Source organism: Gracilimonas sp. B-17, from assembly GCF_056857935.1.
This window is the reverse complement of the sequence record NZ_JBSXOA010000011.1, coordinates 480,748-504,273: the sequence shown is the minus strand read 5'-3', so window position 1 is coordinate 504,273 and position 23,526 is coordinate 480,748. Positions and strand designations below refer to the sequence as shown.

Sequence of the window (23,526 nt, the reverse complement as noted above, 5' to 3'; positions counted from 1 at the left end):
CACTAAGATACATGCTATTCTATCGTGCTAACCTTGATCATGTTGGTTCGGCCTCTCTTGGCAATGGGCATTCCGGTGGCAACGATCACACGATCGCCCTTTTTCACCATGCCATTTTCTTTGAGATAATCTTCCATCATTTTGACACTCTTGTCTGTATCGAACAGTTCATCCAGGCGTACTGAATATACCCCCCAAACCAGGTTAAGCTGCCGGCGAACCTTTCTGTTTTCCGTAAATGCCACGATAGGAACTTTTGGGCGAAATTTCGCGATCCTTCGTGCCGTATTCCCGGAATGAGTAATAGTACTGATAGCACTGGCTTCAACATTATCTGAGATCGTGACGCATGAAAACGCTAACGATTCGATCACCTGCTTTTCTTTCCATTCAGGTTTGCGGTATCCCAGGCTGTTGTATAATTGAGGTCTGTTATCTTCTATAGAACGGCAGATCCGATCCATTACATTCACAGCTTCCATGGGAAATGCCCCGGCTGCGGTTTCTCCCGAGAGCATGACCGCATCGGTTCCATCCAATACAGCATTGGCCACATCCGAACTTTCAGCTCTTGTAGGTCGTGGATTTGTGATCATGGAATCCAGCATTTGTGTAGCCGTAATGACGGGTTTTCCTGCAGATCTGCATTTTTCAATGATCATTTTCTGAACTACAGGGACTTGTTCAGTAGGGATTTCGATCCCAAGATCCCCACGGGCTACCATGATACCATCCGCCTCCTCTATGATCTCATCGATCACATCCAATGCTTCAGGTTTCTCAATTTTGGCAATGATAGCTGCCTGACTCCCCGCTGCGCGTACCCTTGATATAATATCTCTTACATCTTTGGCGGTTCTTACAAATGAAAGGGCAATGATGTCCACATCCTGTTTGATCCCAAATGCCAGGTCTTTAATGTCTTTTTCTGTCAGTGAAGGCACTGAGATCTTAACGTTTGGAAGGTTCACTCCTTTTCTTGACTTGAGAATACCACCTACAACCACTTTTGCTTCCAGTGAATCGGGTAATTGTGCTGTAACCTTGAATTCCAGTAAGCCGTCATCCAGTAATATGGTATTTCCTTCCTCTGCCTCACGAATCAATCCCTTATAATCAATAGGAACGATCTTACTTGTTCCTTCAACATCTTCAGCCGTAATCTTAACGGTTGAGCCGGTCTTCAGTTCCTGTGCCCCATCTTTCATTTGCCCAACACGGATCTTGGGTCCTTGCAGGTCCATTAGTACAGGAACACTGTATTTATATTTTTTAGCGGCCTTACGTATATGTTTAATGACCTTTGCGTGATCCTCATGAGTGCCGTGAGAAAAATTAACACGAGCTACATTCATTCCGTGCAAAAGCAGGTCTTCGATCTTTTCCTGGGTATTACAACTTGGACCTATGGTGCAGACAATTTTTGTTCGTCTCCTTGCAGAAATCATAAAGAGTGATTATTTAAGTGAGTGAGTACTTTTTTGATGATTAGCTAAAGATAGGTTAAATGTGGCAATCATTGGGAATTGATTTTTAAAAGATGAGGTCAAATTATGAGAGTTTTTCAGGTTTTCCATATAAAAGCATTTGTAACGATCGGCCTGGCATTCATTTTAGCAGCCTGTTCAAATACCTATGTAGAAGATATCAAACGGGGTTCAACTTATGAATATAAACCGGGACTGCCTGAACTTTGGTTTGAACCGGCCGGCACGATCACTGAAGAAGGGCAACCACTCATGAGGGTCGCAGGTACTATTCCCAAAAGCAGCCTTATCTATAAGAGTAAGGATGATACACTGATCGCATCCATCAGTGTAAATATTGAAGTTAACAATACAACCACAGATTCGGTTCTTTCAGATACTTTTACTGCTTCCATCACCAAAAATGAGGTCAATAATGATCTCAATGAGGAACTATACAACTTCTATAAGGAATACGAGGTTTCAGCAGGTTACTTCGATGTAGTTGTCTCTGTAATGGATCAGGCAACCGGTAAACTTATAGTCAGAGAAGAAAAAGCTCATATTCCGATCCTGGAAGACGGTGTTCGAAATATCACAAGTATTCGATTGCTTGCTAAACAGAACCAATTTTCGGGCGATTTTATACCTATACCGACCTATGATGTAAACCAAACAGCCGATAGCTTGAAATTCGTGTTTCAGGTAGCCAATACCTCCGGAGATGACTCACCACTTACCTTCAATGCCAGATTGATCAAATTCAGAGCTGATACAACCATTGCCGACCCCATGACCTATACCAATCGGTCAGCATCCAGTTTAGAATACAAGGGTATCGACATGCGCGATTATGAGGTCATTCAAAGTACACAAAGGCAATTGACACAACCGGGTAATGTAACGGTCGAATTTGTATTTGATAACCTGCCTCAGGGAAATTATCGTTTTGAAGTGGGGCAAAATATTGAGGAAAAGGGAGAACTCTATAAAGCCCGTGATTTTTCCATCAAAGGTGATAACTACCCACTGGTTCAATCTCCCAGGGAATTAGCTGAGCCTTTGATCTACCTAATGGACCCAAAAGAGTATGATCAGTTAATGCAGATCAGGTCAAAGGATTCTTTAAAAGCCGCTGTTGACAGGTTTTGGCTTAGAAATATTCAAAATTCATCTCTGGCTAGAAGTGTTATTTCTATGTATTACCATCGTGTGGAGGAAGCCAATAAAATGTTTTCAAATTTTAAGGATGGCTGGAAAACCGATATGGGTATGGTTTATATTCTATTTGGTCCTCCTTTCTATCAAACCAAGAGCCTTAACGAAATAAATTGGGCGTATTCCTATGACCTAACGGCTCCGGAATACAATTTTGTTTTTGAGAGAAATAAATCGAGGTCCGATGTTTATCCCTTTGAGCATTACGTACTTCAAAGAGATAATAAATACTTCCAAATTGAATATAAGGTCAGGCAGTTGTGGCTTTCAGGTGGGATCATAACTGCTACCTTGTAAACAAAACAGTCACTGCCTAAACCCCACACTATGCCTTCTGCAATGCTCCACAAAAGGCAAGGATTATCGCTTCGCTCTAAATGACACAGGAGGTTATGGTAATTACAAAAATTTAATCCTACCACAGTCATTCTGAGGGTACTCCCGAAGAAACTTGCCTATTTAGGCCATAGTTGTATTTCATGTCACTTCATTAGGTACTACCGACAAACTACTCAATGTAAACACCGATGCTTCGCAAAAGGCGAGGTTCATCACTTCGCTCTGAATGACTCTTGGTGGGACCAGTTTTTGTTTAATCCATCATTCGGTTCAATCTGATTATGTTTAAATAGTTTTTTTCGAAGAGAACCGGGTGATGGATCTTTATGCATTAACTTTTTAACCCAAGTTACTTTAGACCAAGGGACCACCATAGAATAGTAACTGATCATTGAATACTTAGGCATACTACTTCAAGCAGACTCCATCCATCACCCCGTCCTCTTTCGATTAAACTTGATTACCGATTCATACCGGACGGAATGATGGATTACTGGCGAACATTACTCCCCACCCCAATCACTACAAACATTCAACACATACCAGCCAACCATGCTCCACAAAAGGCAAGGTTAATCGCTGCGCTCTGAATGACCCTTTGTTGAATATTGAATCAATAGTAAAAACATGTATGTCATTCTGAGGGTACTCCCGAAGAAACTTGCCTATTCAGGGAAAGTTGTTTAAGCATGCACTAATTGTAGCTACTACTTCCATGGCATTCATTGCTAACTCAGATGCTTCGCAAAAGGCAAGGTTCATCGCTTCGCTCTGAATGATGATTAAAATTAACTGCATAAAAAAAGGCCGCTCTGTAAACAGAGCGGCCTTTAAAATGTACTTCAGTATGTTACTGAATTATTGATCCCACCAAACCGGGGTTAACGGCTCATCAGGACCCTGTGCACTAACAGCAGCGTTGTAGTTTTCTGTGTTGTTAGTAGCCTCAGAAGTTGGATACGTAAAACGTACCGGGATCTGATCCAATACACCAAATGGGTTAGGGGTCAATGCAGGGAAACCAAGACGTCTCCACTCAGACCATGCTTCATATCCGTTTGGATACAATGCAACCCACTTCTGCTCACCGATCAGTTCATCCCAGTTTGCTGAGTTGTAAACAACTTCAGGGTCAGCGATATAGTTGGAGTAATCTGTTCCATCTCCGTAAACACCCCACTGATTCCAGGAAGCTTCGATACCGGCATAGTAGTGATCAGCAGCAACACCTGTGATCCAACCGCGCTCAATGGCTTCTGCTTGCGCAAATTCCATTTCAGCTACAGTAATGATCGGCAGTGGTGCATCCTGAATACCAACACCTGGTCCACCGGCACCTATTGCAGAACCGGGGAAGGAGATCTCAGAGTTAGGTGTGTCACCTGCATTCTCAGCAAATGGCATTCCCTGTATCTCATTAAAAGTAACTTCACTGTCTCCATTACTAAAGTCAGGGGCCGGATTAGCATAAACCAGTATTCGGTTATCGCTAAGTCCTTTCATGAATTCAGCCATGGTCTCAGAGATCGCGTAATCTGTACGTGTTCTGAAACGTGTATACCATGGGTTTTCATTATCTGCACTTCCCAGATAAGGATACATGATATCCTCAGTGATAACGCCATCACTGATCGCGTCAGCAAACTCGTTTTCAGCCAGGGTCAATGAAGCCCCTGTGGTCTCAGATAATCTAAGTGCCGCACGGGCTCTTAAACTATTGGCAAAATTGATCCACTTCTGCATATCTCCTTCGAAAAGGATATCACCTGTTACGGCAGCAGAACCAAGATCGATCTGATCTGCGGCTGCTTTTAATTCTCCGATGATATCAGTATAAATCGCTTCCTGCATATCATAAGCCGGTTGCAGGTTTTCACTACCCTGAAGTGCTTCAGAATAGGGAATCATGCCCCAGCGGTCAGTGATCATCTGATAGAAATATGCTTTCAGAATTCGCGCAACCGCGATCTGATTGGCATTACTTCCACCTGATAAAACATCACCGGCAGTCTCTGAATCAGAGTTCAGATCTATAATGGTTTGAAGATCCTGCAAAGGACCTGTGTACCATCCATTGAAGTTAGCATTTACCTCTCGGTATTCCTGAGCTTCAGTATACTGTGTTTCCGTAATGAACTGAACCCAGATCGTTCCCATAACGGCACCTACCTTATCACTCATACTGCGTTGAGCATTTGTGAGCAGTAGATCTGTTCGAACCTGAGAAGGATTATTTGGATCAGTATTGATACTGCCAAAGTCATCACAACTCATGAACAGTCCCGTCAGTAACATAACAAGAACTAGTTTCTTTGCTGCTTTCATATAATTGTTATTTAGAAATTTCATAATAATCTGTCTCCTATGATTTAAAATCCAATATTGACATTAAATCCAAAGGAGCGAGTACCCGGTAGAGTACCACCTTCCCAGAATCCAAACCCGGTTGCATTATTCTGAATAGCTGAAGGATCAACTCCGTCAACACTAGAATAGATAAGCAGTGGGTTCATAGCAACCAATGACACGCTTGCACGGTTGATAGGCAACCTTTCAAGGGTACTGGCAGATAAGTTGTAAGTAAGTTCAAGCTCTCTAAGCTTCACATAACTTGCATCTTCCAACCATTCTTCCTTGTTGTAGAACATGTTACCCCAGTAAGAAACTGAGTTTACAAGGTAAGCCATATCGTTTCCGTTGGCATCAACACCTTCAAGAAGCTTACCACCGGAGTTAGAAGCTGCCTGATCTAATGGTATAGACACAACTTCGTTTCCATTGGAATCCAATACCGGATCACGCTGTGGGTTGCCTAAAGTGTTGTTTCCAACTGTCTCTTCTACAAGACCGGAATAAGCACCAAACATTCTAGAGATAGAATAGAACTGACCACCTTTCTGGAACTCAATGAACGCTCCAAGAGAGAAGTTCTTGTAGTTGACATCAAGGTTGAATCCACCATTCCAGTCAGGAAGGATGTTTCCAAGGTCTTTGTTGTATTCCAGTTCGTATGAAGTACCGCTGGAGTTGATGATCGGCTTACCATTTTCATGGTAGGCTGTTCCACCGTAACCACCGGAAGTGATTGCTCTACCCCATTCTTCGCCTTCAACTGCAAACAGCTGAATACCAAAGTATGCACTTTCAAGCAGTCGGGTATCAATACCTGCGGCAAGTTCGTCTACAACAGACTTACTCTTAGACCAGTTAAGTTGTGTATCAATGGTCAGATCTCTGCTTTCAACTGCAGTTGCACCTAAAGCAACTTCCCAACCGGTGGTGGTAAATTTACCGGCATTAACCAAAGTAGCACTATAACCACTGGATCCGGGAGCATCAAGCTGCAGGATCTCATTCTCACGAACAGAGTTATAATATGTCACATCAGTTCTGAGACGTCCATCCAGGAATCGCAGATCTAATCCCAATTCATAGTCGGACGAAATGGCCGGCTCAAGATCCGGATTAGAAAGCACGTTAGGAATAGACTGTGCAGGCTGACTTCCGTAAGGAGTCGAGCTGTTGAATGTTTGCAGAATTCTGTAAGGGTCAAGGTCACTTCCTACCTGCGCGATAGAAGCTCTTACCTTACCAAAACTAAGAATGCTCTGATCACTGAAAGCATCAAACTCAGTAAACACCAAACTACCGGAAAGTCCATAGTAGAGGTATGAGTTATTGTCTGATGGCAGTGCGGATGACCAGTCATTTCTTAAAGAAGCATCAAGGTATGCCAGATCACGGTAGCCCAATGTGGCTGTACCGAATAAACTACGTACCTCTTTTGCTTCTTTGTAACTCGTTACATTTGGTCTGTTGATAGACGCATCGATGTTAAAGAAGTTAGGTGTGGAAAGGCCACCAACGGTTTGCTGGATGGTAGAACTGTAATCCTGAGTCAGGACGTTACCTCCCAGGTACCCTGATAATGAGAAATCCTCAAAATCTTTGTTGAACTTGGCTCCACCCTCATAGTTCACTTCACGTCGTGAACGCTGAGCAATATAATACCAGTCTTCTTCCAAACCACCGGTTCCAATGCGGTCTTCAGCAGTAAAGGAATAGGTATCAAGGTGTAACTTACCGATCAATTCTATGTTCTCATTTACATTATAGGACAGGTTATAGTTACCATACAATCGGTCCCTGTCATCATTTTGAACATTTTCGTAAACGGTAAAATATGGGCTATCCCAATACAACGGACGAAGGTTTGTTGCAGAACGAATGTTCCACGACATGATCGTACCGTCATCTGAACGGTAATTTTGGAGCTTGTCCATGTCTAACTGACGCTGGAACCACTGGTTCATAGCCTGAGCAGGGTTACCCTGTACAGCAGAATAACCGGTAGCAGGACGGCCTTTACCTTGCGTATTCACATAATTGAATGATACACTTGAAGTCAGCTTGTTATTATGATTCAATGAACCATTAAAAGTAACAGCTGTTTTATCAAGTGTAGAATTTGGAAATACTCCACTTTGATTGGTGTTGTTCAAACCAGCACGATAAGCTGAATTACTTGAACCACCAGAAATGGAAAGTTTATTTGAAACCCTGACACCAGTGTCATAAAAATTACGAATATTGTCTTCATTTGGTGTCAATGGAATGGTTTTTCCGTAATCACTTACGCCATCACCATCAAAATCGGCATCATACCAAGACCACCATGGTCGGTATTGAGTACCATCCATTCTTGGGCCCCAGCTCTCATCGGCCGCATAGTTCAGTCCATTGTAGGTCTGACCATCTGCAGGGTCGGTGTACTGGATGAAATCCTGTGTATAACCACCAGCGTATTGATTCTGGTAATTTGGAAGGATGTATACATTCTCAAAATAGGTGCTGTTAGAGAAATCAACGCGTACGGGCTGATCTTCACCCATTTGGCCACTCTTGGTAGTAATAAGTACAACACCGTTGGCCGCACGGTTACCATACAGGGCAGATGCAGCAGCACCTTTCAGTACAGAAACGTTTGCAACACTGCTCAAGTCGATATCAGAAGCAAGGTTACCCAGGTCACGACCTCGGGCACTACCACCACCTGATACCAGGAATGAACTGTTATCAACAGGTGTACCATCAATAACGAATAATGGCTGACCGTCGGATAATCCGTTAACACCACGGATACGAATTCTTTCAGAACCACCCATAGTTGGACTCTGAACAACCTGAACACCGGCAACTTTACCGGTTAGTGCGCCAACAACGCTGTTTTGGTCAACGCGTGCAAGGTCTTCAGCATTTACATCCTGAACGGAATAACCGAGTGATTTCTGCTCACGGCTCACACCGAAAGCGGTCACAACCACATCTTCAAGCAGCTGAATATCCTGTGCCAGCTCAAAATCGAAGGTGTTGTTATTCGCGTTTACAGTGATCTCACGCTCAATGGTGATGTATCCAACGGAACTCACACGGAAAGTATAAGTACCATAATCAACGCCATCGATAGTGTATTCACCATCAATATTAGTAGCAGAACCGGTTGACAAATCCGTGATATAGATCGCAACCTGCGGAATTGGTTCACCAGTATCTGCATCAGTAACGGTACCGGTCACTGTTGTCGTCTGCGCAAAGGCAGCAGAAACAGAAACCAGGACCATGAACGAACTGATTAGTAGCTTTTTTAACATACTAGGTCCTCTTTAGTTTATTGTTAGATGAATCGGATGATACTTATTATAATCGTTCCCATCAAAATTTTTTCTAACATTTATTTACAATTCATATAAACTTCATATAGAGCTATATGGAATGATTATTCTCAAAACGAACTATAATAAATAGAAAGACCCTTTGTTTATATGTACATTGGCACTAAAAACTCATAAACGCATTGTCATGTCTGATCGAATTTCGTTACTAACTGCAGGCCTTATACTTAGCATCTTCTTTATTTTATCAGGGTGTTCAAATTCCTATGTGGATGATATTGACCGCGGTGACTCATACAACTACCGTCCCGGTTTTCCGGAATTAAGAACGGCAGCCACGGCTTACATCAACAGTGACAACAAACCGATCCTGAATATTACCGGTGAGTTGGTTAAAGGCAGCCTTATCTATGCCAATGAAAATGATGAATATATTGCACGTTTTACTATAGAAATCACTGTAAAAGAAAATTCAGATACAGGAAACATACTATTAAGAGAGAATTTCAGCGATGTGATCAGTAACGAAACGAATGCGATCGTAAACAGTCAGGACATCTATTTATTTGAAGACGAGTTTGAAGTTGACCCGGGTGAGCTATTGGTTGAGATCAGTCTGACAGACAATCAGTCTTCCAAACAAACCATTAGAAGAAATACTGTTACGGTTCCTGCCCCCGGCACCAATACTTCCGCTATTACAAATGTCAGCCTTCTAACCAAGAATTCTGATGCTGAAAATAACACCTTCAATCAGGCCACCACTTACGATATTCCTTCACGCATGGATTCCTTGCGCTTCCGTTTTCAGGCTATCAACAGGGATGCTGATACCGGTCTTAATGTAGAAATGCGTTTATTAAGGTTCGAATCGGATACCAGTATCGCCCGTCCCATGAACTACAGTGACTACTCCCCATCCAGTATTCAGCGCATAGGTATTGACTATGATGATTTTGAGGTAGTTCAGTCCTCCGTTCGTAACCTGACACAGCCCGGAAATGTTATCATAGAATACAATTTCCATGAACTTCAAAGAGGGAATTACAGGCTTGAAGTGAGTTCCGGTGAAGGTGAAGACCGGATATACAAAGCCATTGAATTCGGTATAAAAAGCCCCCATTATCCTTCTATAAAGAGTCCACAAGAGTTAGCACGCCCCCTGGCTTATCTGATGACCGAAAAAGAATATGATCAGCTGATGGCTATCGAAGATCCTAAAGCATTAAAGAATGCCATTGACCGCTTTTGGCTGTCTAATGTGCAAAACTCAAATAAAGCCAGGGAAGTGATCTCCCTTTATTATGAACGTGTTGAGGAAGCCAATAAGCAATTTTCCAATTTTAAGGAAGGCTGGAAAACTGACACCGGTATGATGTATATCCTGTTTGGCCCCCCAATGTATGTAAACACCTATACCAGCCAGATGGTTTGGTCGTACTCTTATAACCGGGAAGACCCTGAAACCAATTTTGTATTTGACCGGCCTAAGTTAAAAACTAAATTCTATCCTTTTGATAATTATATCCTTCGCAGAAATAACTATTACTATAACGTCCAGCGAAGGCAGATCGAACGTTGGCTGTCCGGCAGTATATTGAGCCGTCCTTTTTAATTAAGGTAAGTGTGGTATTCTGGCAACCCACATCGATAGTTTTTGATTATATATTGGAAGAGTTAAAAGTAGTAACCAGTAAGTCATTCAGAGCGCAGCAATGAACCTTGCCTTTTGCGAAGCATGGATGTTTGCATTGATTGGTTTGTTGGTAGTGCCTAATGAGGTGACATGAAATGCAGCTATGCCCAAATAGGCAAGATCTTTCTCCGCCGGCTGTCGGATCAAGTTGACCGGAGTTAGATTTAGTTTTTGTATTTACCTTAACCTCCAGCGTCATTCAGAGCGCAGCGATGAACCTTACCTTTTGCGAAGCATCGGTGTTTGCATTGAGTGATATGTTGGTAGTACCTAATGAGGTGACATGAAATGCAGCTATGCCCTAAATAGGCAAGTTTCTTCGGGAGTACCCTCAGAATGACCTATTTATTATGTTTAAGCATGAAATCTTACACCTACATAGTAACTAACCCTAACAAAACAACATTATACACTGGTGTAACAAATGATCTGAGAAGAAGATTAGTAGAGCATTATCTAAATCGTGGTTCCTCGGATACATTTGCCGGAAAGTATTATTGCCATCTTCTGGTTTGGTATGAAGCCTTTCCAACCATAAGGGAAGCAATTCAAGCGGAAAAAATGATCAAGGGAAGGAGTAGAAAGTGGAAAGAAGATTTAATTACCGAAAGAAACCCTAACTGGAATTCCATGAATAAGAATATCCTGGGAGAATGGCCACCGAATAAAACACTTCCAGCATAGTCATTCAGAGCGATAGCGATGAACCTTACCTTTTGCGGAGCAACGGTGTTTGAATTGAGTGGTTTGTCGGTAGTACCTAATGAGGTGACATGAAATGCAGCTATGCCCTAAATAGGCAAGATCTTTCGGGAGTACCCTCAAGATGACCGGGGCTGGATTAAATTTTTGAATCTTTTCTAACCTCCAATGTCATTCAGAGCGCAGCGATGAACCTTGCCTTTTGCGAAGCATCGGTGTAGGCAATGAATATCAAATTGGCAGTGGCTGTTTTCATTGGTAGTGCTTGACCTAATGCCCTAAATAGGCAAGTATCTTCTCCGCCAGTTGGCAGGATCAGAATGACAGACCGCGTATAAACCTCACAATTATAATCGAACAACCCGTCATTCAGAGCGCAGCGATGAACCTTGCCTTTTGCGAAGCATGGCTGGGTGGTATGCTAATTGTCTTTGAAGTATTGAGTGGGTTTTACTTGTTTTAGTGAATGGGTTGACATAGTTGAGGCTATTTGTATGATCCACCGATCCATCACCCGGCTCCGCTGTACTTATATTTTTGATCTGAATTTAGACTGAGCCGAATGATGGAGTCAGTTCATGTAATAATCCATCATTCCGTCCGGTATGCTACGATCTTAATGGGTTGCCAGGTTAGGACGAGGTGATGGATTATGGATGAATAAAATTTACAGGAGAGCTTAAAAGCGAAAGTGACAAAACACTTCGTAAATGATCATCAATAGATATTTACGGCAAATCCTTCAACTTCCAGGTAGGTTCTGACTCTTTCTCTGATCACAGAATTATTAGCTGAGTTAGTTGGATCCAAAATTGACCCATCAGGATTGACAAACACATCAGCCAGGTCAATTGTTTTACTTAACAATATGGTTTCATCAATATCACTGAGCGTCACAGGATCAAAGCTAAATACCCTGTCAATTGTTGGTGAGATCCTGAAATTAAAAATCTTGTTGTTAAAAGAACCTTTGATCACCATAGAGTAATTATTTTCATCCCCATAAAAATCATCGTCAAGGATACCTGCATTATCAGGAACCGGTTCAATGAACATTGAATATCGGTCAAATGTGACATTATCTGCAATACCAAGCCCAACATCAATAATAAGCCTGTCTTCAGTTGCATTTAGGTCATAGGTAAATAAAAAGGTACTTACCCCCTGTGAACTTTCCAGTTCTATATCATTTCCTGCTACAATAAATCGGTCTGTTGCAAATTTAAAATCTGTGATAATTAAAGAATCCTGATCAGCCGATGAAAGGGTATCTCCCAGGTTCTCAGCTTTAAAATAAAGTGACATCCTCTTTTCCACCTGAATGTCGTTATTAAACAGGTTACATCCCGTAAGAAATGAAATAGTAATTAAAAAACTTAAAATGGTAAAAACTGAATTGCGCATAAAATTGGTGAATTAAATTAAAAAAGCCATGCCCTTTGAAAGGCATGGCTTTAAATATAACTATTTATCTAAGATTATTGCGGTAGTGGTTCAAAGATAAATGTAGTGGATTGATCCAACTCAGGAGCAGCTGGAACACCATCTGCATCTTGTAGGTTCAGGATCAATGCAACATCCTCACCCGGTGCAAGAACCCCATCGATCACATCGATGGTAAATTCAGTTGCAAAAGCTCCGGCAGCAATAGTTGCTGAGGTACTGTTGAGGGTATAGTGTGTTCCTTCAACGGCTGTTGAGGATCCATCTACAGTAAAGCTAACGGATAGGTCAGAATCTCTGGCCTCGCCTATCAACTGAACCGCTACATCGAATGAACCGGAAGCCTGATTTGCTTCTTGCTGAAGCGGCTTGAACTCGATCTGAGCCGGTCCGTCGTATGTTTTCTCTACATCGCCTTTGTCAAACAAGTCATCACAACTGACGAACAAAAGCGGAATAAGTAACGCTATAAGTAATTTAATTTTCATTGGATAAAAATATTTTGAGTTAAATTTTAGTCGATTATCCGGGTAAGTTATTCGTAACCTGGATTTTCAACCAACAGGTCATTTACGTTTCTCAGACCGGATCCGATCTCAGCCAGAATTCTGTAAGAATCTGTACGCATTTTCAGTGTTCCATCAGGGTTTCTGACATCACGCTGTAAACGCTTAAGATCATAGAACCGGTGGCCTTCAACGCCTAATTCTCTCATTCTTTCATCCAATATCTCCGTTTCAAACGCCTGAAGATCAACCAACGCAGCAGCAGGTACTGCACCTGTGTTACGGGCATCTCTTAAAGCCTGAAGCGGTGCGACACCGGCAGCCGGGCTGTTAGCATCTTTAGCAAGTGCTTCTGCACGGATAAGATACATTTCAGCAAGTCTCATCATTGGCATATCATCAACAGAGTTACCTTTTTCACCACCAAACTTTGTTATGACAAGTCCGTTATCATTAACGGCGTCACAGTTTGTTGGTTGAGTCAATGGATTCAACTGTGTTGTAGTACAGTCTTCATACCACCCTAAACGGTAATCAGCAGCATCATACTTATCAATCAGGAACTGAGTTGGAAGCTGTGCAAGGAATCCATCTGCAGTATAGGTAGCCGGACCGTTGTTACCGAACCCTCCACCTTCTGTATCAGGATTGATTACGATAAGGAATAATGCTTCTGAATGTGCATTTGATGTTCTTTCATCAAACATATCTGCGACACCGGCAGCTGTGTTTTCCAATGGATTTGGGAAATTATCAATGGCATTCTGTGCGGCCGTTGCAGCAGCCCCCCAGTTACCTGCGTAGAGATTAACTCGAGCAGTCAAGCCATCAACAAATGCTTCAGTTACAAAGCGGCTATCAGAATTAACACCTGAAAGCAGAGTCTTAGCTGTGCTAAGGTCATTCAGGATCTGAGTATAAACATCATTCACAGAGCTTCTTGGTCTTAGATCTGCATCAGACAGGTCTAAAGTAGGCTCAGTACGGATAATGATACCGGCATCCCAGTTTCCTTCAGGACCCTGGCTAAAGTTACCCGGCTCATAACCATATACTCTCACCATGTTATGCATGGCAAAAGCACGAAGAGCTAAAGCCTCTCCTCTGTACTGATCCAAAGTTGCAGGATCTTCGAATACAGACGGTTCTACAGCTCCTATGATCAGATTGGCATCCTGTATGATCTCATACAATCCCCAATTGTTCATATGGGCAGTTCCACCGCTTGTTCCGGTAGCTTGTGTAAGTGCTTGAAAACGGGTAGAACCCGGTCGGTTACGTGTTTCATCGGTAAATGCACTCGGTGCAACGAAATATTCAGTAGTCATACTGAAATTTTCATGGATCTTGGAGTACATAGATGCTCTAAGTGCATCAACACCTTCTTCGCTGGTAAGAACCACCTCAGATGAAACGGATGTGGAAGGTTCCACACCATCTAACATACTGTCGCATCCGGTAAAGCCTACTAATAAGGCCATAACCAGTGCGTATTTTAGTGTTTTAAATTTCTTCATGTGATTATCTAATTTTTTAATTAAAACTGGATTTCAATACCGGCATTAACCTGGCGCTCTGTTGGATAAGAAGCTGCCGTCAGGTTGTTGTAGATATCATTTGGACTAAAGGCAACTTCAGGGTCATAGAATGGCCATGCAGTCCAGGTTACCAGGTTCGTAGCAGATGCAAAGAAGGTCACACTGCTCAGTCCAATTCTTTGAGTGAATCTGTCAGGCAGATTGTAGTTCAAAGAAACGTTCTTCAAACGAATGTAACTTGCATTGTAAATAGAAGCTGTACTTAGCTGAGTACGGTAATTCGCCGTTTCAGCAAAATCAGTTCCTGCTTCCATTGCACGTGGGTAATACGTGATATCACCAGGTAGTCTCCATCTATCCAATACTTCTGTTGTAAGGTTCATCAGGAAGTCAGGTGTTCTGGTAAAGTAGTAATCCGTATTCGGGAAAGCCCACTGTCCAAAACTGAACTGGAAGAATGCATCCAGGCTTAAGCCTTTATAGCTGAACGTGTTTCCAAAACCACCCACAGTATTAGCAACACCATCTTTGTAGTTCACGGCATCCACGGAGTTGGTTGGAGTGTAGGTGATGTTACCATCAGCGTCGTACCACATAGGGCGACCATCTGCAGGGTTCACACCGGCCCAGCGTACTACCTGGATCTGCCCGATAGGCTGACCTTCGATCAAGCTGGTGAACAGATCATCTTCACCAATTGGGTCACCATTTGGCAGAGAAAGGATCTCGTTGTCAGAGAAAGACACGTTGAAACGTGACTGCCATCTGAATCCTGAACGTACCACATTCACAGAGTTTACTTCAAATTCAATACCGGTGTTTCGTACGGCACCAATGTTCTCGGTAATACTTCCGTAACCACTGTCACTTGGTAGTGGACGACCGAAAAGTAGTTCCTCTGTATCTTTTTGGTACGCATCAATAGCACCAAACAGGCGGCCATCAAAGAATTCGTAATCAAGACCAATGTTGATCTCTTTAGCTTCTTCCCATCCAAGGTTAGCATTTGCTAACTGTGTTGGGCGAAGTCCTGTAGATCCTAAGTAAGAACCACTGGCAGAATAGAGACCACGTGCAGCAAAGTTACCGATCGCAGAGTTACCTGTAGTACCGTAACCAACACGTAATTTCAATTCGTTGACCGCATCAATATCCAGGAAATCCTCTTCAGAGATTCTCCAACCGGCAGAAACTGACGGGAAGAAACCCCAACGGGTATCCTGACCGAAACGTGAGTTACCGTCATAACGGGCCACAACGTTCAGGATGTATTTTTCGTCATAGGTATACTTGGCATTACCGAAGTAACTTGCCTGTCTCCACTCACTGTTGATACCGGCAGCAGTTGTTGGAGTTGAAGTGGCAGAAAGTACGGTAAAGAATGGTCCCGGTAGTCCGTCACCACGTGTTACCTGACTTTCAGAATAATCAGATCGGTACTCTGTTCCAACAAAACCGGAAACAGAATGAACACCGTCAAAAGTCTTGGTAGCATTCGCTATCAAGTTACCCTGGTAGTTCTCAACATTACGGTTGGCAAAACTGATCCAGCCATTTTGAGCAGGCGCAGCAATTGCTGAACGGTACTGATTGTCCTGTGTATTACGGTAATCAACATTCAGGCTACCATTGAATGATAACCAGTCGTTGGCCTGATACTGAAGTCTGATAGAGCTCAGGATCTGTGTAACAGTGTTCTCACGATCAACTTCGTTAGCCTGTACAGCCGGGTTGTTTGAAAGACCGAAACGAGTATTTGGGTTGTATGAACCGTCAAATAGGTATGGGAAACTCATCGGAGCTTCGAACATAGCCTGTGACGGAGGACAGTTAATAAAGTTACCATCCTGACAAACACCGGTCTGTCCTGAACGGGAAATGTTCAATCGAACGCTGGTTCTCCAGTTTTGAGCCAGTTCGTGATCGATATTGGTACGCAGGTTCAAACGGGTAAAGTCTGAATTAAAGGCTGTACCTTCAGTTCCTTCGTAACCACCGGAAATACGGAAAGTAGTAGAAGAGTTACCGCCGGAAGCAGAAACGTTATACTTCTGAGTCACACCTTCGTCAAAAATAAAGTCCTGCCAGTTTGTATTGGCAAGCTGATCACCGGCTTCCACAGGACTGCCGAAGAATCCTAAGAAGAAGTTTCGGTAAGCGTCTTCATAAGCGCTGTAATCGCCACCGGGAGTTACACCGGCATTCAATGCCCAGCCTTCACCCATGTACTCAACGTATTGATCAGAATTAATGTAGTCTACATTTCTGGCAAGAGAACGAACACCGGTCTCGGCGCGCGCGGTAATTTGTGTTGGACCTGCAGTACCATCTTTGGTAGTAATGATCACAACACCGGCAGCTGCCTGAGCACCATAAATAGCCGCAGAAGCCGCATCTTTAAGTACCTCAATAGACTCAATGTCACTTGGGTTCAATGTGTTAAGTGGGGATGTACTGGCCTGAGATGATAGCTGAGCAAAAGAGATCTGCACACCATCAACAATATAAAGAGGCTCAGTAGCCGCATTAATAGATCCGTTACCACGGATATTTACACGGAATGCACCACCCGGGTTACCGGACGTAGTGGTAATGTTTACACCGGCAGCACGACCCTGAAGCAGGGATTCTGTGTTCTGCAGTGAAACGTTTTCAAGATCTTGTGAAGAAACAGTTGAAATAGAACCGGTCACTTCCCGTTTCTGCTGTACAGCATATCCGGAAACAACGAATTCATCCAGACCAACAACATCAACACTTAACTCAACGTTACGTGTCACGGTTCCTGATCCGATCTCAACAACTTCATTTACTGTTACGTAACCAACATAGCGGTATGAAACAGTATAGGTACCGGCGTCAACTCCGGTAATTGTGTAATTACCATCAACGTCGGATTGGGTACCTCTGTTTATGGATTCAATATAAACAGTCGCACCGATCAACGGTTCTCCTGTTTCAGCATCTGTAATTTGCCCCGTTAAGGTGCCGCTTTGTGCATATGCACTAGCCGACAATAACAAAGCAAATACTGTAAATAGTAGCTTTTTAAACATAGTAGCTTTGGTTTAGATTATAGGTTAAGACAAAAAATGTTTAACAAACAGTTATCAAATGTTTAACAAACATGTATCAGTTCGGATATTATTTATAATAAACTTGAAATACAAAAATATAATAAGCTAAATAGCCGTTCATTATAATTAGAGGGGAATTTTCATTTTAATGTTGAATTAACCGGCACCGGGAGTTTAATACCCGCTCAACTAATCCATTAGTGCCCATTGGATTAAATAATCAGAATAACTTCGGAAATATCTCAGGTCAGGAGAACGGGCTTTTGTTGAGGATCTGCTGCATGGCTTCATCCAGAAGCTGCTGATATAACTCCTCCCTTTCCATAACTGTGTATCTTTTCACCGAATTGACCTTACCCCATGCGGCCGGCTGGCCCGTTTCGTTATCCCAGATCAGATATTTGGTCTCAAATCTCAGCCTGGTTTCAGTTTCCATCTCATGTCCGGCATAATTACCCCCTCCTGTTTCAATATCATACATTTGATAATTGAATTGATCCAGTATCAGGGTAAAACGGGAATTGATCTGTTCACTTGTCAGGGAAGTATTGTCCTTAGGCCCCAGGATCTGAAACTGAGACTCGGATCCCAATGGCAAGTCTTTTAACTCAAATTGACTGCCTTGCAGGTAGGAAGCGGTGAGTATCTCTTTAACATCGGCCTGAGTATTTTTTTCAATATAAGTAGGCAGATATTGTTCAAAGGTCCCGTTCTCTTCATTTTCAAGCTTTCCAAACGTATATCCCGGAAAATATTCAAAAAAAACCTCCGCCTGTATTGGAAGTATGCTTAAGGTGGTGTTTCGCTCCCTGTCATTATATTCAGAAGCCAAGTATTGATTTGAAGTGGAAGCGCAAGACGTTAAAAGAAATAGAAATGGCAGTGTTAATAATAGAGATGGTCTCATTTGTATGATAATGTTCTTCTTGATGAAATTAATAAAAGAAAGCGATAGCCCCTTAACTATCGCTTTGAATGTAGGTATAAAATAATTGTCTTATTTATAAATAAGAAATAGAAATAAAAGAACTTCTCAGGAATTTACTTCATTGAATTTACTGACTGCCATTGCTACATCAGCCGGGTTCGACATATCGAGTCCTCTTTCTTCTATATATCTCTCAACATCTTTATTTCCATCAAAATAGCGCATAACCCTTCTGTTGTTGAGTTTCCTTTCGTAAGACACGTCATCACCTTCTTTAAAATAATATCGCTCATTATGAGAATAAGAAGCCTGCTTGGTTGCTGAACCATAGCCCGAACTGGCGTTCTCACTGAAATTAACTTCATGCTTGATCAAAAAGGATAAAGCCCCTTCAGCAGCTACTTCTACGAATTCATCCCCATCAAGACGCTTGGATTCATACCCTCTTTTAAAGGTTCGGTCCTTTCCATCTTTTTTAAGGGTAAACTGCCTTATACTGGCCGGATCAATTCCGTAGGTTTGGTCTCCGGTTCTATATTCGATTCTATTTTCATAGATGTTATAGTTCATATATAGAGCCGAGGCACTGCGGCCACTATATATCTCAAAAGATCCCTCAGTAAAGTCGTCAGAAACATAGGGACTGCCGGATACTTCTGTCTTTTGTATCGTAGGGATCACATTGCGGGATACCATATCCTTGATATCATTTTCATCAAGTTGATCCTGCGCAGTTATTGATGCAGGAAATGCTATTAGGACTAAAGTCAGTGTTATTGATAAAATCTTAAATGTTTTCATTGTACCATTAATTTAACGTTATGTTTTGGTCAGAGATCTGTTGTTAGAATAAGTCCCGTTCTCCATCGCTGCTTTTGTCTGTATTCTAAAGTATAGTAATAGATCTCTCTTTGTAGTATGTAATTATCAAACGGGAAGTATTTACCCCTTATATCGGAGACTCTAAATAAATAATTTCTTTCCGGATCATCCAAATTATACGTATAGGATAATATTACCCTGCTGTTCAATACATCATTTACGCTCCAGGGAGGCCCAAACAGGATATAGACCATTCCCAGATCTGTTTTCCATCCCTCTTTATAATTTGAAAATTGCTTGTTTGCCTCTTCTACCCTGGTGTAATAGAGTGAGATCACATCTTCTGCCAGATTTGAGTTTTTAATATTGGATAACCAAAACCGATCCATGGCCACCTTCAGGGAATCTTCATCTTCAATTGACATAAGCTCTTCATACTCACTGTCGGTCATTATATATGCCAGAGGCTCTGCCAGTTGGCGGGGAGTCTTCACCGCTGGGTAATAAGCCGGCTTGATTCCGAATTCCCTCCCCCCTTCAGTACGCAGATCATCTTTCCCTTCTATAAAGATCTCAAGGCGATAATTGCCCAATTCAAGATCACCGTATGCATATTCTATAAATATATAGCCATTTTGATCAATGGTTCTTGAACCGGATTGAATGATCTCAAACTCATCATACTCAATGCCCTGATAGCGTATACTCGACCTTGGATAGTTCTGAATGCTCATGGGCCAGGCTATGGATGTGTCAGCCTTGAATTTCTTCAGGTTCGAGCGAATATCGATCGGTGAGTCAGAACTATTGTTGATCTGAACCATGAATTTTAGTGAATCAAGATTAGCAGGCACATCATAGGTCGTAACAGGAACGAACTCAGATCCATCTATAGAATTCTCTTTACCAAAGATCTGTACCTCAGATATCGAAACAATTCCCTGATCCACGCCTTCGATCTCAGTCCTGTTCGTTCTAAGCATCTGCTTACCCGAGTTTTCATCCGTCACTGTCACACTCACTTCATATTCTCCGGGCTCAACCTGAAATTGTTCAGAAAACCTGTACAGGTCCTGACTGTGGATCACCGTATTATCATCGGCAATTAAAGCCCTGGAAAAGAGGTCTTCGGCTACAATTTCATCAGTTTCAATTTCCCGGACTATGATCTCTATGGATATATCAGCCTGAATTTTTCCTGCATCATTTTGTTTGTAGATAAGACCTCCATATACCACATCACCGGAAACCTCAATGGTGGGCATCCCGCTTTCATTATAGAAGCTGGTCGTGGAGAGTCTAAGTTCAGGTAAGCCTGCCTCATAATTATACCACCCTCCTCTCTGAACATTATCTATATAACTGTCGGAGCAGGACCAGCCGAATAAGCTCAGTATAAGTAGCCCAAAAAGTAAATTAATATTAGGTCTAAGCATTATGGTAATAATATCTGATAACCTGACACGTGCCTTAGTTAAACTAAGTGAATCGAATAATATTATAATAACACGTTTTAAACTATCTGCCTAATAATTACATCAAAATCCGAACCACCGTTCTTTTACGATCTTATTTTTTAAATGATGACAGCCCGACTTTATCTTAGGAAATATCTGCAAATGAGTGTAGGTCTATATTTTCAGATTCGTACACGGTCAACTTAAATCATATTGGTCCTGCATAATTTTACAGAAAAAATAAACTATTAAGAAGTGTAGAGAGACGTCATAAACAATAGATTCAGTATAAGTAATTATTTTATAATTACTATAACATGTTCATGTTACAATAATAAATACTTGCTTTATTAAATTACAGGGGTTTAAACATTTCAAGTTTCTCGATTTATCGAAACATTCATTCAATATGACTTATTTGTTGCGTTCTTTATTGATTTTTTTCATTTGTCTCTCTTGGGGAACCGTTTGTTATGCACAATCAAATTCAATACTTCGTTATGTGATCCAAGAGAAAAGCGGCCAACCAATTGTTAGTGCCAATGTATTACTTTATGAGGGAGATAATGATGATTATTCTGATTATGGTATCACCAACCGGGATGGTTTTGTAGAATTCAGGGGCTTAAAAGCCGGTCGTTATCGTATTCAAATATCTTTCGTCGGCTTTGAGACCTTTGAAGCATTTTATGAGATCGGAGAAAATGAGACCAAAATTGAGCGAATAACTTTGCGGGAAAGTATTGGCAAATTAGACGAACTCGAAGTCGTTGAAAAAGGAGAAAATACCGGCACTGTTGGAATTACCAAAATTCGTGCTGACGATATAGGCCGAATTCCATCAGCCACCCTGGAAGGTGATCTTATGGCCTACATCGAAAGTATGCCTGGCATAGTGAGCACTGGCGATCAGGGTGGAGACCTCTATATAAGGGGAGGAACTCCTTCACAAAATCTGGTATTGGTTGACAACATTCCACTCGTGAAACCTTTTCATATCTCCAACCTATTTTCAGCATTTCCAGAAAAAGTTGTTAATAATGTCTCAGTAATGGCAGGGGGATTCGATAATCGCTATATGAACAGCACCTCAGCGATCATTGATGTTAATTTGAAAACGGGTAACCTTGAGAAGGTACAGGGCAGTGTAGGTTTCAGTCCATATCTTTCATCCGTATTTATTGAAACCCCGCTCAAAAAAGGAATCTCATCACTCATGTTAAGTGGTCGAAAGTCAAACATCAAAAATTTTTCCGGCTATTTGGGGACTCAGAAACAGAACATGGAATTTTATGATCTTATAGCCAGATATTCCCTGCAAGGTGAGAGTTTCAATTGTAGTCTTAGCGCTATTCACACCAATGATGAGGGGCAGATCAATACCCAACGTAATACAATTTTGGGTTGGTCAAATACCGGTGCCGGCATCAGGTGTTTTGGGTTTGATGAAACTTTTGATCACCCATTTGAAATATCCGCCGGGTTTTCATCTTTCAGGAATTCTGAGGGCAGCGGACTTGAAAACGAACGGTATGCCCGTGTAGATCAGGGATACCTTAGAATTGATCTGCAGGAACAATTACAGGTTCTCACTTTTGATTATGGAGTTAATGTCTGGTATCAGAGTTTTGAAGGGCAGGCTAACGAACGATTTACAACCTTCGATGAGGGCATTAGTACTATTGCTTCAATTATACAGCTTTATGTGAAAACAAAATGGCAAGCAACACCGCGTTTGATTCTTGAGCCCGGAGTCGGGACTCAAATTACCATGAATTACACTTCAGGATTCGAACCACGACTACGCATACAGTACAATCCCTTTAACAACAATAGAACTGAATTCAGTGTAGCAACCGGATTGTACTCCCAGATCATGGAGGGCATATCAGATCCAAGAGATGCCGGGTCCACATTTACACTATACACTCCTACACGGCAGGGTGATCCGCTTCAAAGAGCATTTCATGGTATTGCCAGCTGGAGGAACCGCATAGGCCAAAATTGGTCGATCAACCTGGAGGGTTATTACAAAAAACTTAAATATATCCCTGTTCCACGATGGTCCCAGGAAGTGGGTATTGAAACTGAGACTGTACGGGCAGAAGGTAATTCCTATGGCCTCGACTTTCGTTTGAAATACGATAACGGTCCCTTTTTTGGGTCCATTGGGTATGGTCTGGGTTACATCAAGTATTCAGCTCAGGGAAATGATCTAGGTAACTGGGCAGGTAACGAGTTACTTAGCTACTATCCTGCCCATGACCAAAGGCACAAAATAAATACCTTGTTGAATTATCAGTACAAAGGTTTCGATCTAAGTTTTAACTGGGAATTTGGGTCCGGCTTTCCCTATACCCAAATTTATGCAACGGACCTGCGGATCAATGTTCCCTATTCCGATCCCACAACTCAACCGGGAACCGCAGCTGCCTATTATACCGAACCATACAGTAAACGGCTTCCTCTTTATCATCGGTTAGATGTATCATTAAAACGGTTTTTTGACCTTTCACAGAATATGAGGTTAGGTGCTGAAGTCGGCGCGATCAATGCTTATGATCAGGAAAATATATTTTACGTGGATATTGTAGAATTTGAAGTGGTCAACCAAACCCGCTTGCTGCCCTATTTATCATTTAGTTTGAATATTAATTGAAAC

14 protein-coding genes are annotated in these 23,526 nt (G+C 42.0%); 4 read left to right on the top strand and 10 right to left on the bottom strand.

Annotated features, from left to right (window positions below; genetic code table 11):
- Positions 1 to 14: 14 nt before the first annotated feature.
- Positions 15 to 1,448, bottom strand: a complete 1,434-nt coding sequence (gene pyk, locus AC13FX_RS07040) for a pyruvate kinase (RefSeq protein ID WP_482879839.1) — start codon at positions 1,446 to 1,448, stop codon at positions 15 to 17.
- A 105-nt stretch (positions 1,449 to 1,553) separates the two neighbouring features.
- Between pyk and AC13FX_RS07035 the strand changes: the two genes are divergently transcribed.
- The gene (locus AC13FX_RS07035; RefSeq protein WP_482879838.1) at positions 1,554 to 2,981 is read left to right on the top strand and encodes a GWxTD domain-containing protein; all 1,428 of its coding nucleotides are present in this window, start codon (positions 1,554 to 1,556) and stop codon (positions 2,979 to 2,981) included.
- 900 nt (positions 2,982 to 3,881) lie between these two features.
- On the opposite strand, the gene AC13FX_RS07030 is transcribed toward AC13FX_RS07035, so the two are convergent.
- Together AC13FX_RS07030 and AC13FX_RS07025 are read right to left on the bottom strand one after the other, a co-directional pair.
- Positions 3,882 to 5,372: a SusD/RagB family nutrient-binding outer membrane lipoprotein gene (locus AC13FX_RS07030; protein ID WP_482879837.1), complete on the bottom strand. Its 1,491-nt coding sequence runs from the start codon at positions 5,370 to 5,372 to the stop codon at positions 3,882 to 3,884.
- A 20-nt stretch (positions 5,373 to 5,392) separates the two neighbouring features.
- Complete coding sequence (locus tag AC13FX_RS07025) at positions 5,393 to 8,674, bottom strand: SusC/RagA family TonB-linked outer membrane protein (RefSeq protein ID WP_482879836.1); 3,282 nt, start codon at positions 8,672 to 8,674, stop codon at positions 5,393 to 5,395.
- 208 nt (positions 8,675 to 8,882) lie between these two features.
- Here AC13FX_RS07025 and AC13FX_RS07020 point away from each other — a divergent pair, with 208 nt between their 5' ends.
- Complete coding sequence (locus AC13FX_RS07020; RefSeq protein WP_482879835.1) at positions 8,883 to 10,310, top strand: GWxTD domain-containing protein; 1,428 nt, start codon at positions 8,883 to 8,885, stop codon at positions 10,308 to 10,310.
- A gap of 441 nt (positions 10,311 to 10,751) precedes the next feature.
- On the top strand, positions 10,752 to 11,075 hold the full coding sequence (locus tag AC13FX_RS07015; protein ID WP_482879834.1) for a GIY-YIG nuclease family protein: 324 nt from the start codon (positions 10,752 to 10,754) through the stop codon (positions 11,073 to 11,075).
- 735 nt (positions 11,076 to 11,810) lie between these two features.
- On the opposite strand, the gene AC13FX_RS07010 is transcribed toward AC13FX_RS07015, so the two are convergent.
- The 7 genes from AC13FX_RS07010 to AC13FX_RS06980 all read right to left on the bottom strand — a co-directional run bounded on the left by AC13FX_RS07010 (position 11,811) and on the right by AC13FX_RS06980 (position 20,843).
- Positions 11,811 to 12,398 carry a hypothetical protein gene (locus tag AC13FX_RS07010; protein WP_482879833.1) on the bottom strand — a complete coding sequence of 196 codons (588 nt, stop codon included), beginning with the start codon at positions 12,396 to 12,398 and terminating at the stop codon, positions 11,811 to 11,813.
- A 173-nt stretch (positions 12,399 to 12,571) separates the two neighbouring features.
- Positions 12,572 to 13,024 carry a hypothetical protein gene (locus tag AC13FX_RS07005; protein ID WP_482879832.1) on the bottom strand — a complete coding sequence of 151 codons (453 nt, stop codon included), beginning with the start codon at positions 13,022 to 13,024 and terminating at the stop codon, positions 12,572 to 12,574.
- A gap of 47 nt (positions 13,025 to 13,071) precedes the next feature.
- Positions 13,072 to 14,559, bottom strand: coding sequence for a RagB/SusD family nutrient uptake outer membrane protein (locus tag AC13FX_RS07000; protein WP_482879831.1), 1,488 nt, complete (start codon positions 14,557 to 14,559; stop codon positions 13,072 to 13,074).
- Between the two features lie 20 nt (positions 14,560 to 14,579).
- The gene (locus AC13FX_RS06995; protein WP_482879830.1) at positions 14,580 to 17,636 is read right to left on the bottom strand and encodes a SusC/RagA family TonB-linked outer membrane protein; all 3,057 of its coding nucleotides are present in this window, start codon (positions 17,634 to 17,636) and stop codon (positions 14,580 to 14,582) included.
- Positions 17,637 to 17,904: 268 nt separating this feature from the next.
- Positions 17,905 to 18,489 carry a hypothetical protein gene (locus AC13FX_RS06990; protein WP_482879829.1) on the bottom strand — a complete coding sequence of 195 codons (585 nt, stop codon included), beginning with the start codon at positions 18,487 to 18,489 and terminating at the stop codon, positions 17,905 to 17,907.
- A gap of 201 nt (positions 18,490 to 18,690) precedes the next feature.
- Entirely contained in the window at positions 18,691 to 19,386 is a 696-nt protein-coding gene (locus AC13FX_RS06985) for a hypothetical protein (RefSeq protein WP_482879828.1), read from the bottom strand.
- 29 nt (positions 19,387 to 19,415) lie between these two features.
- Positions 19,416 to 20,843, bottom strand: coding sequence for a GWxTD domain-containing protein (locus tag AC13FX_RS06980; protein ID WP_482879827.1), 1,428 nt, complete (start codon positions 20,841 to 20,843; stop codon positions 19,416 to 19,418).
- Between the two features lie 523 nt (positions 20,844 to 21,366).
- On the opposite strand from AC13FX_RS06980, the gene AC13FX_RS06975 reads away from it, so the two are divergent.
- A complete protein-coding gene (locus AC13FX_RS06975) occupies positions 21,367 to 23,523 on the top strand; it encodes a TonB-dependent receptor (protein ID WP_482879826.1) in 2,157 nt (718 codons plus the stop codon).
- Positions 23,524 to 23,526: the final 3 nt, after the last annotated feature.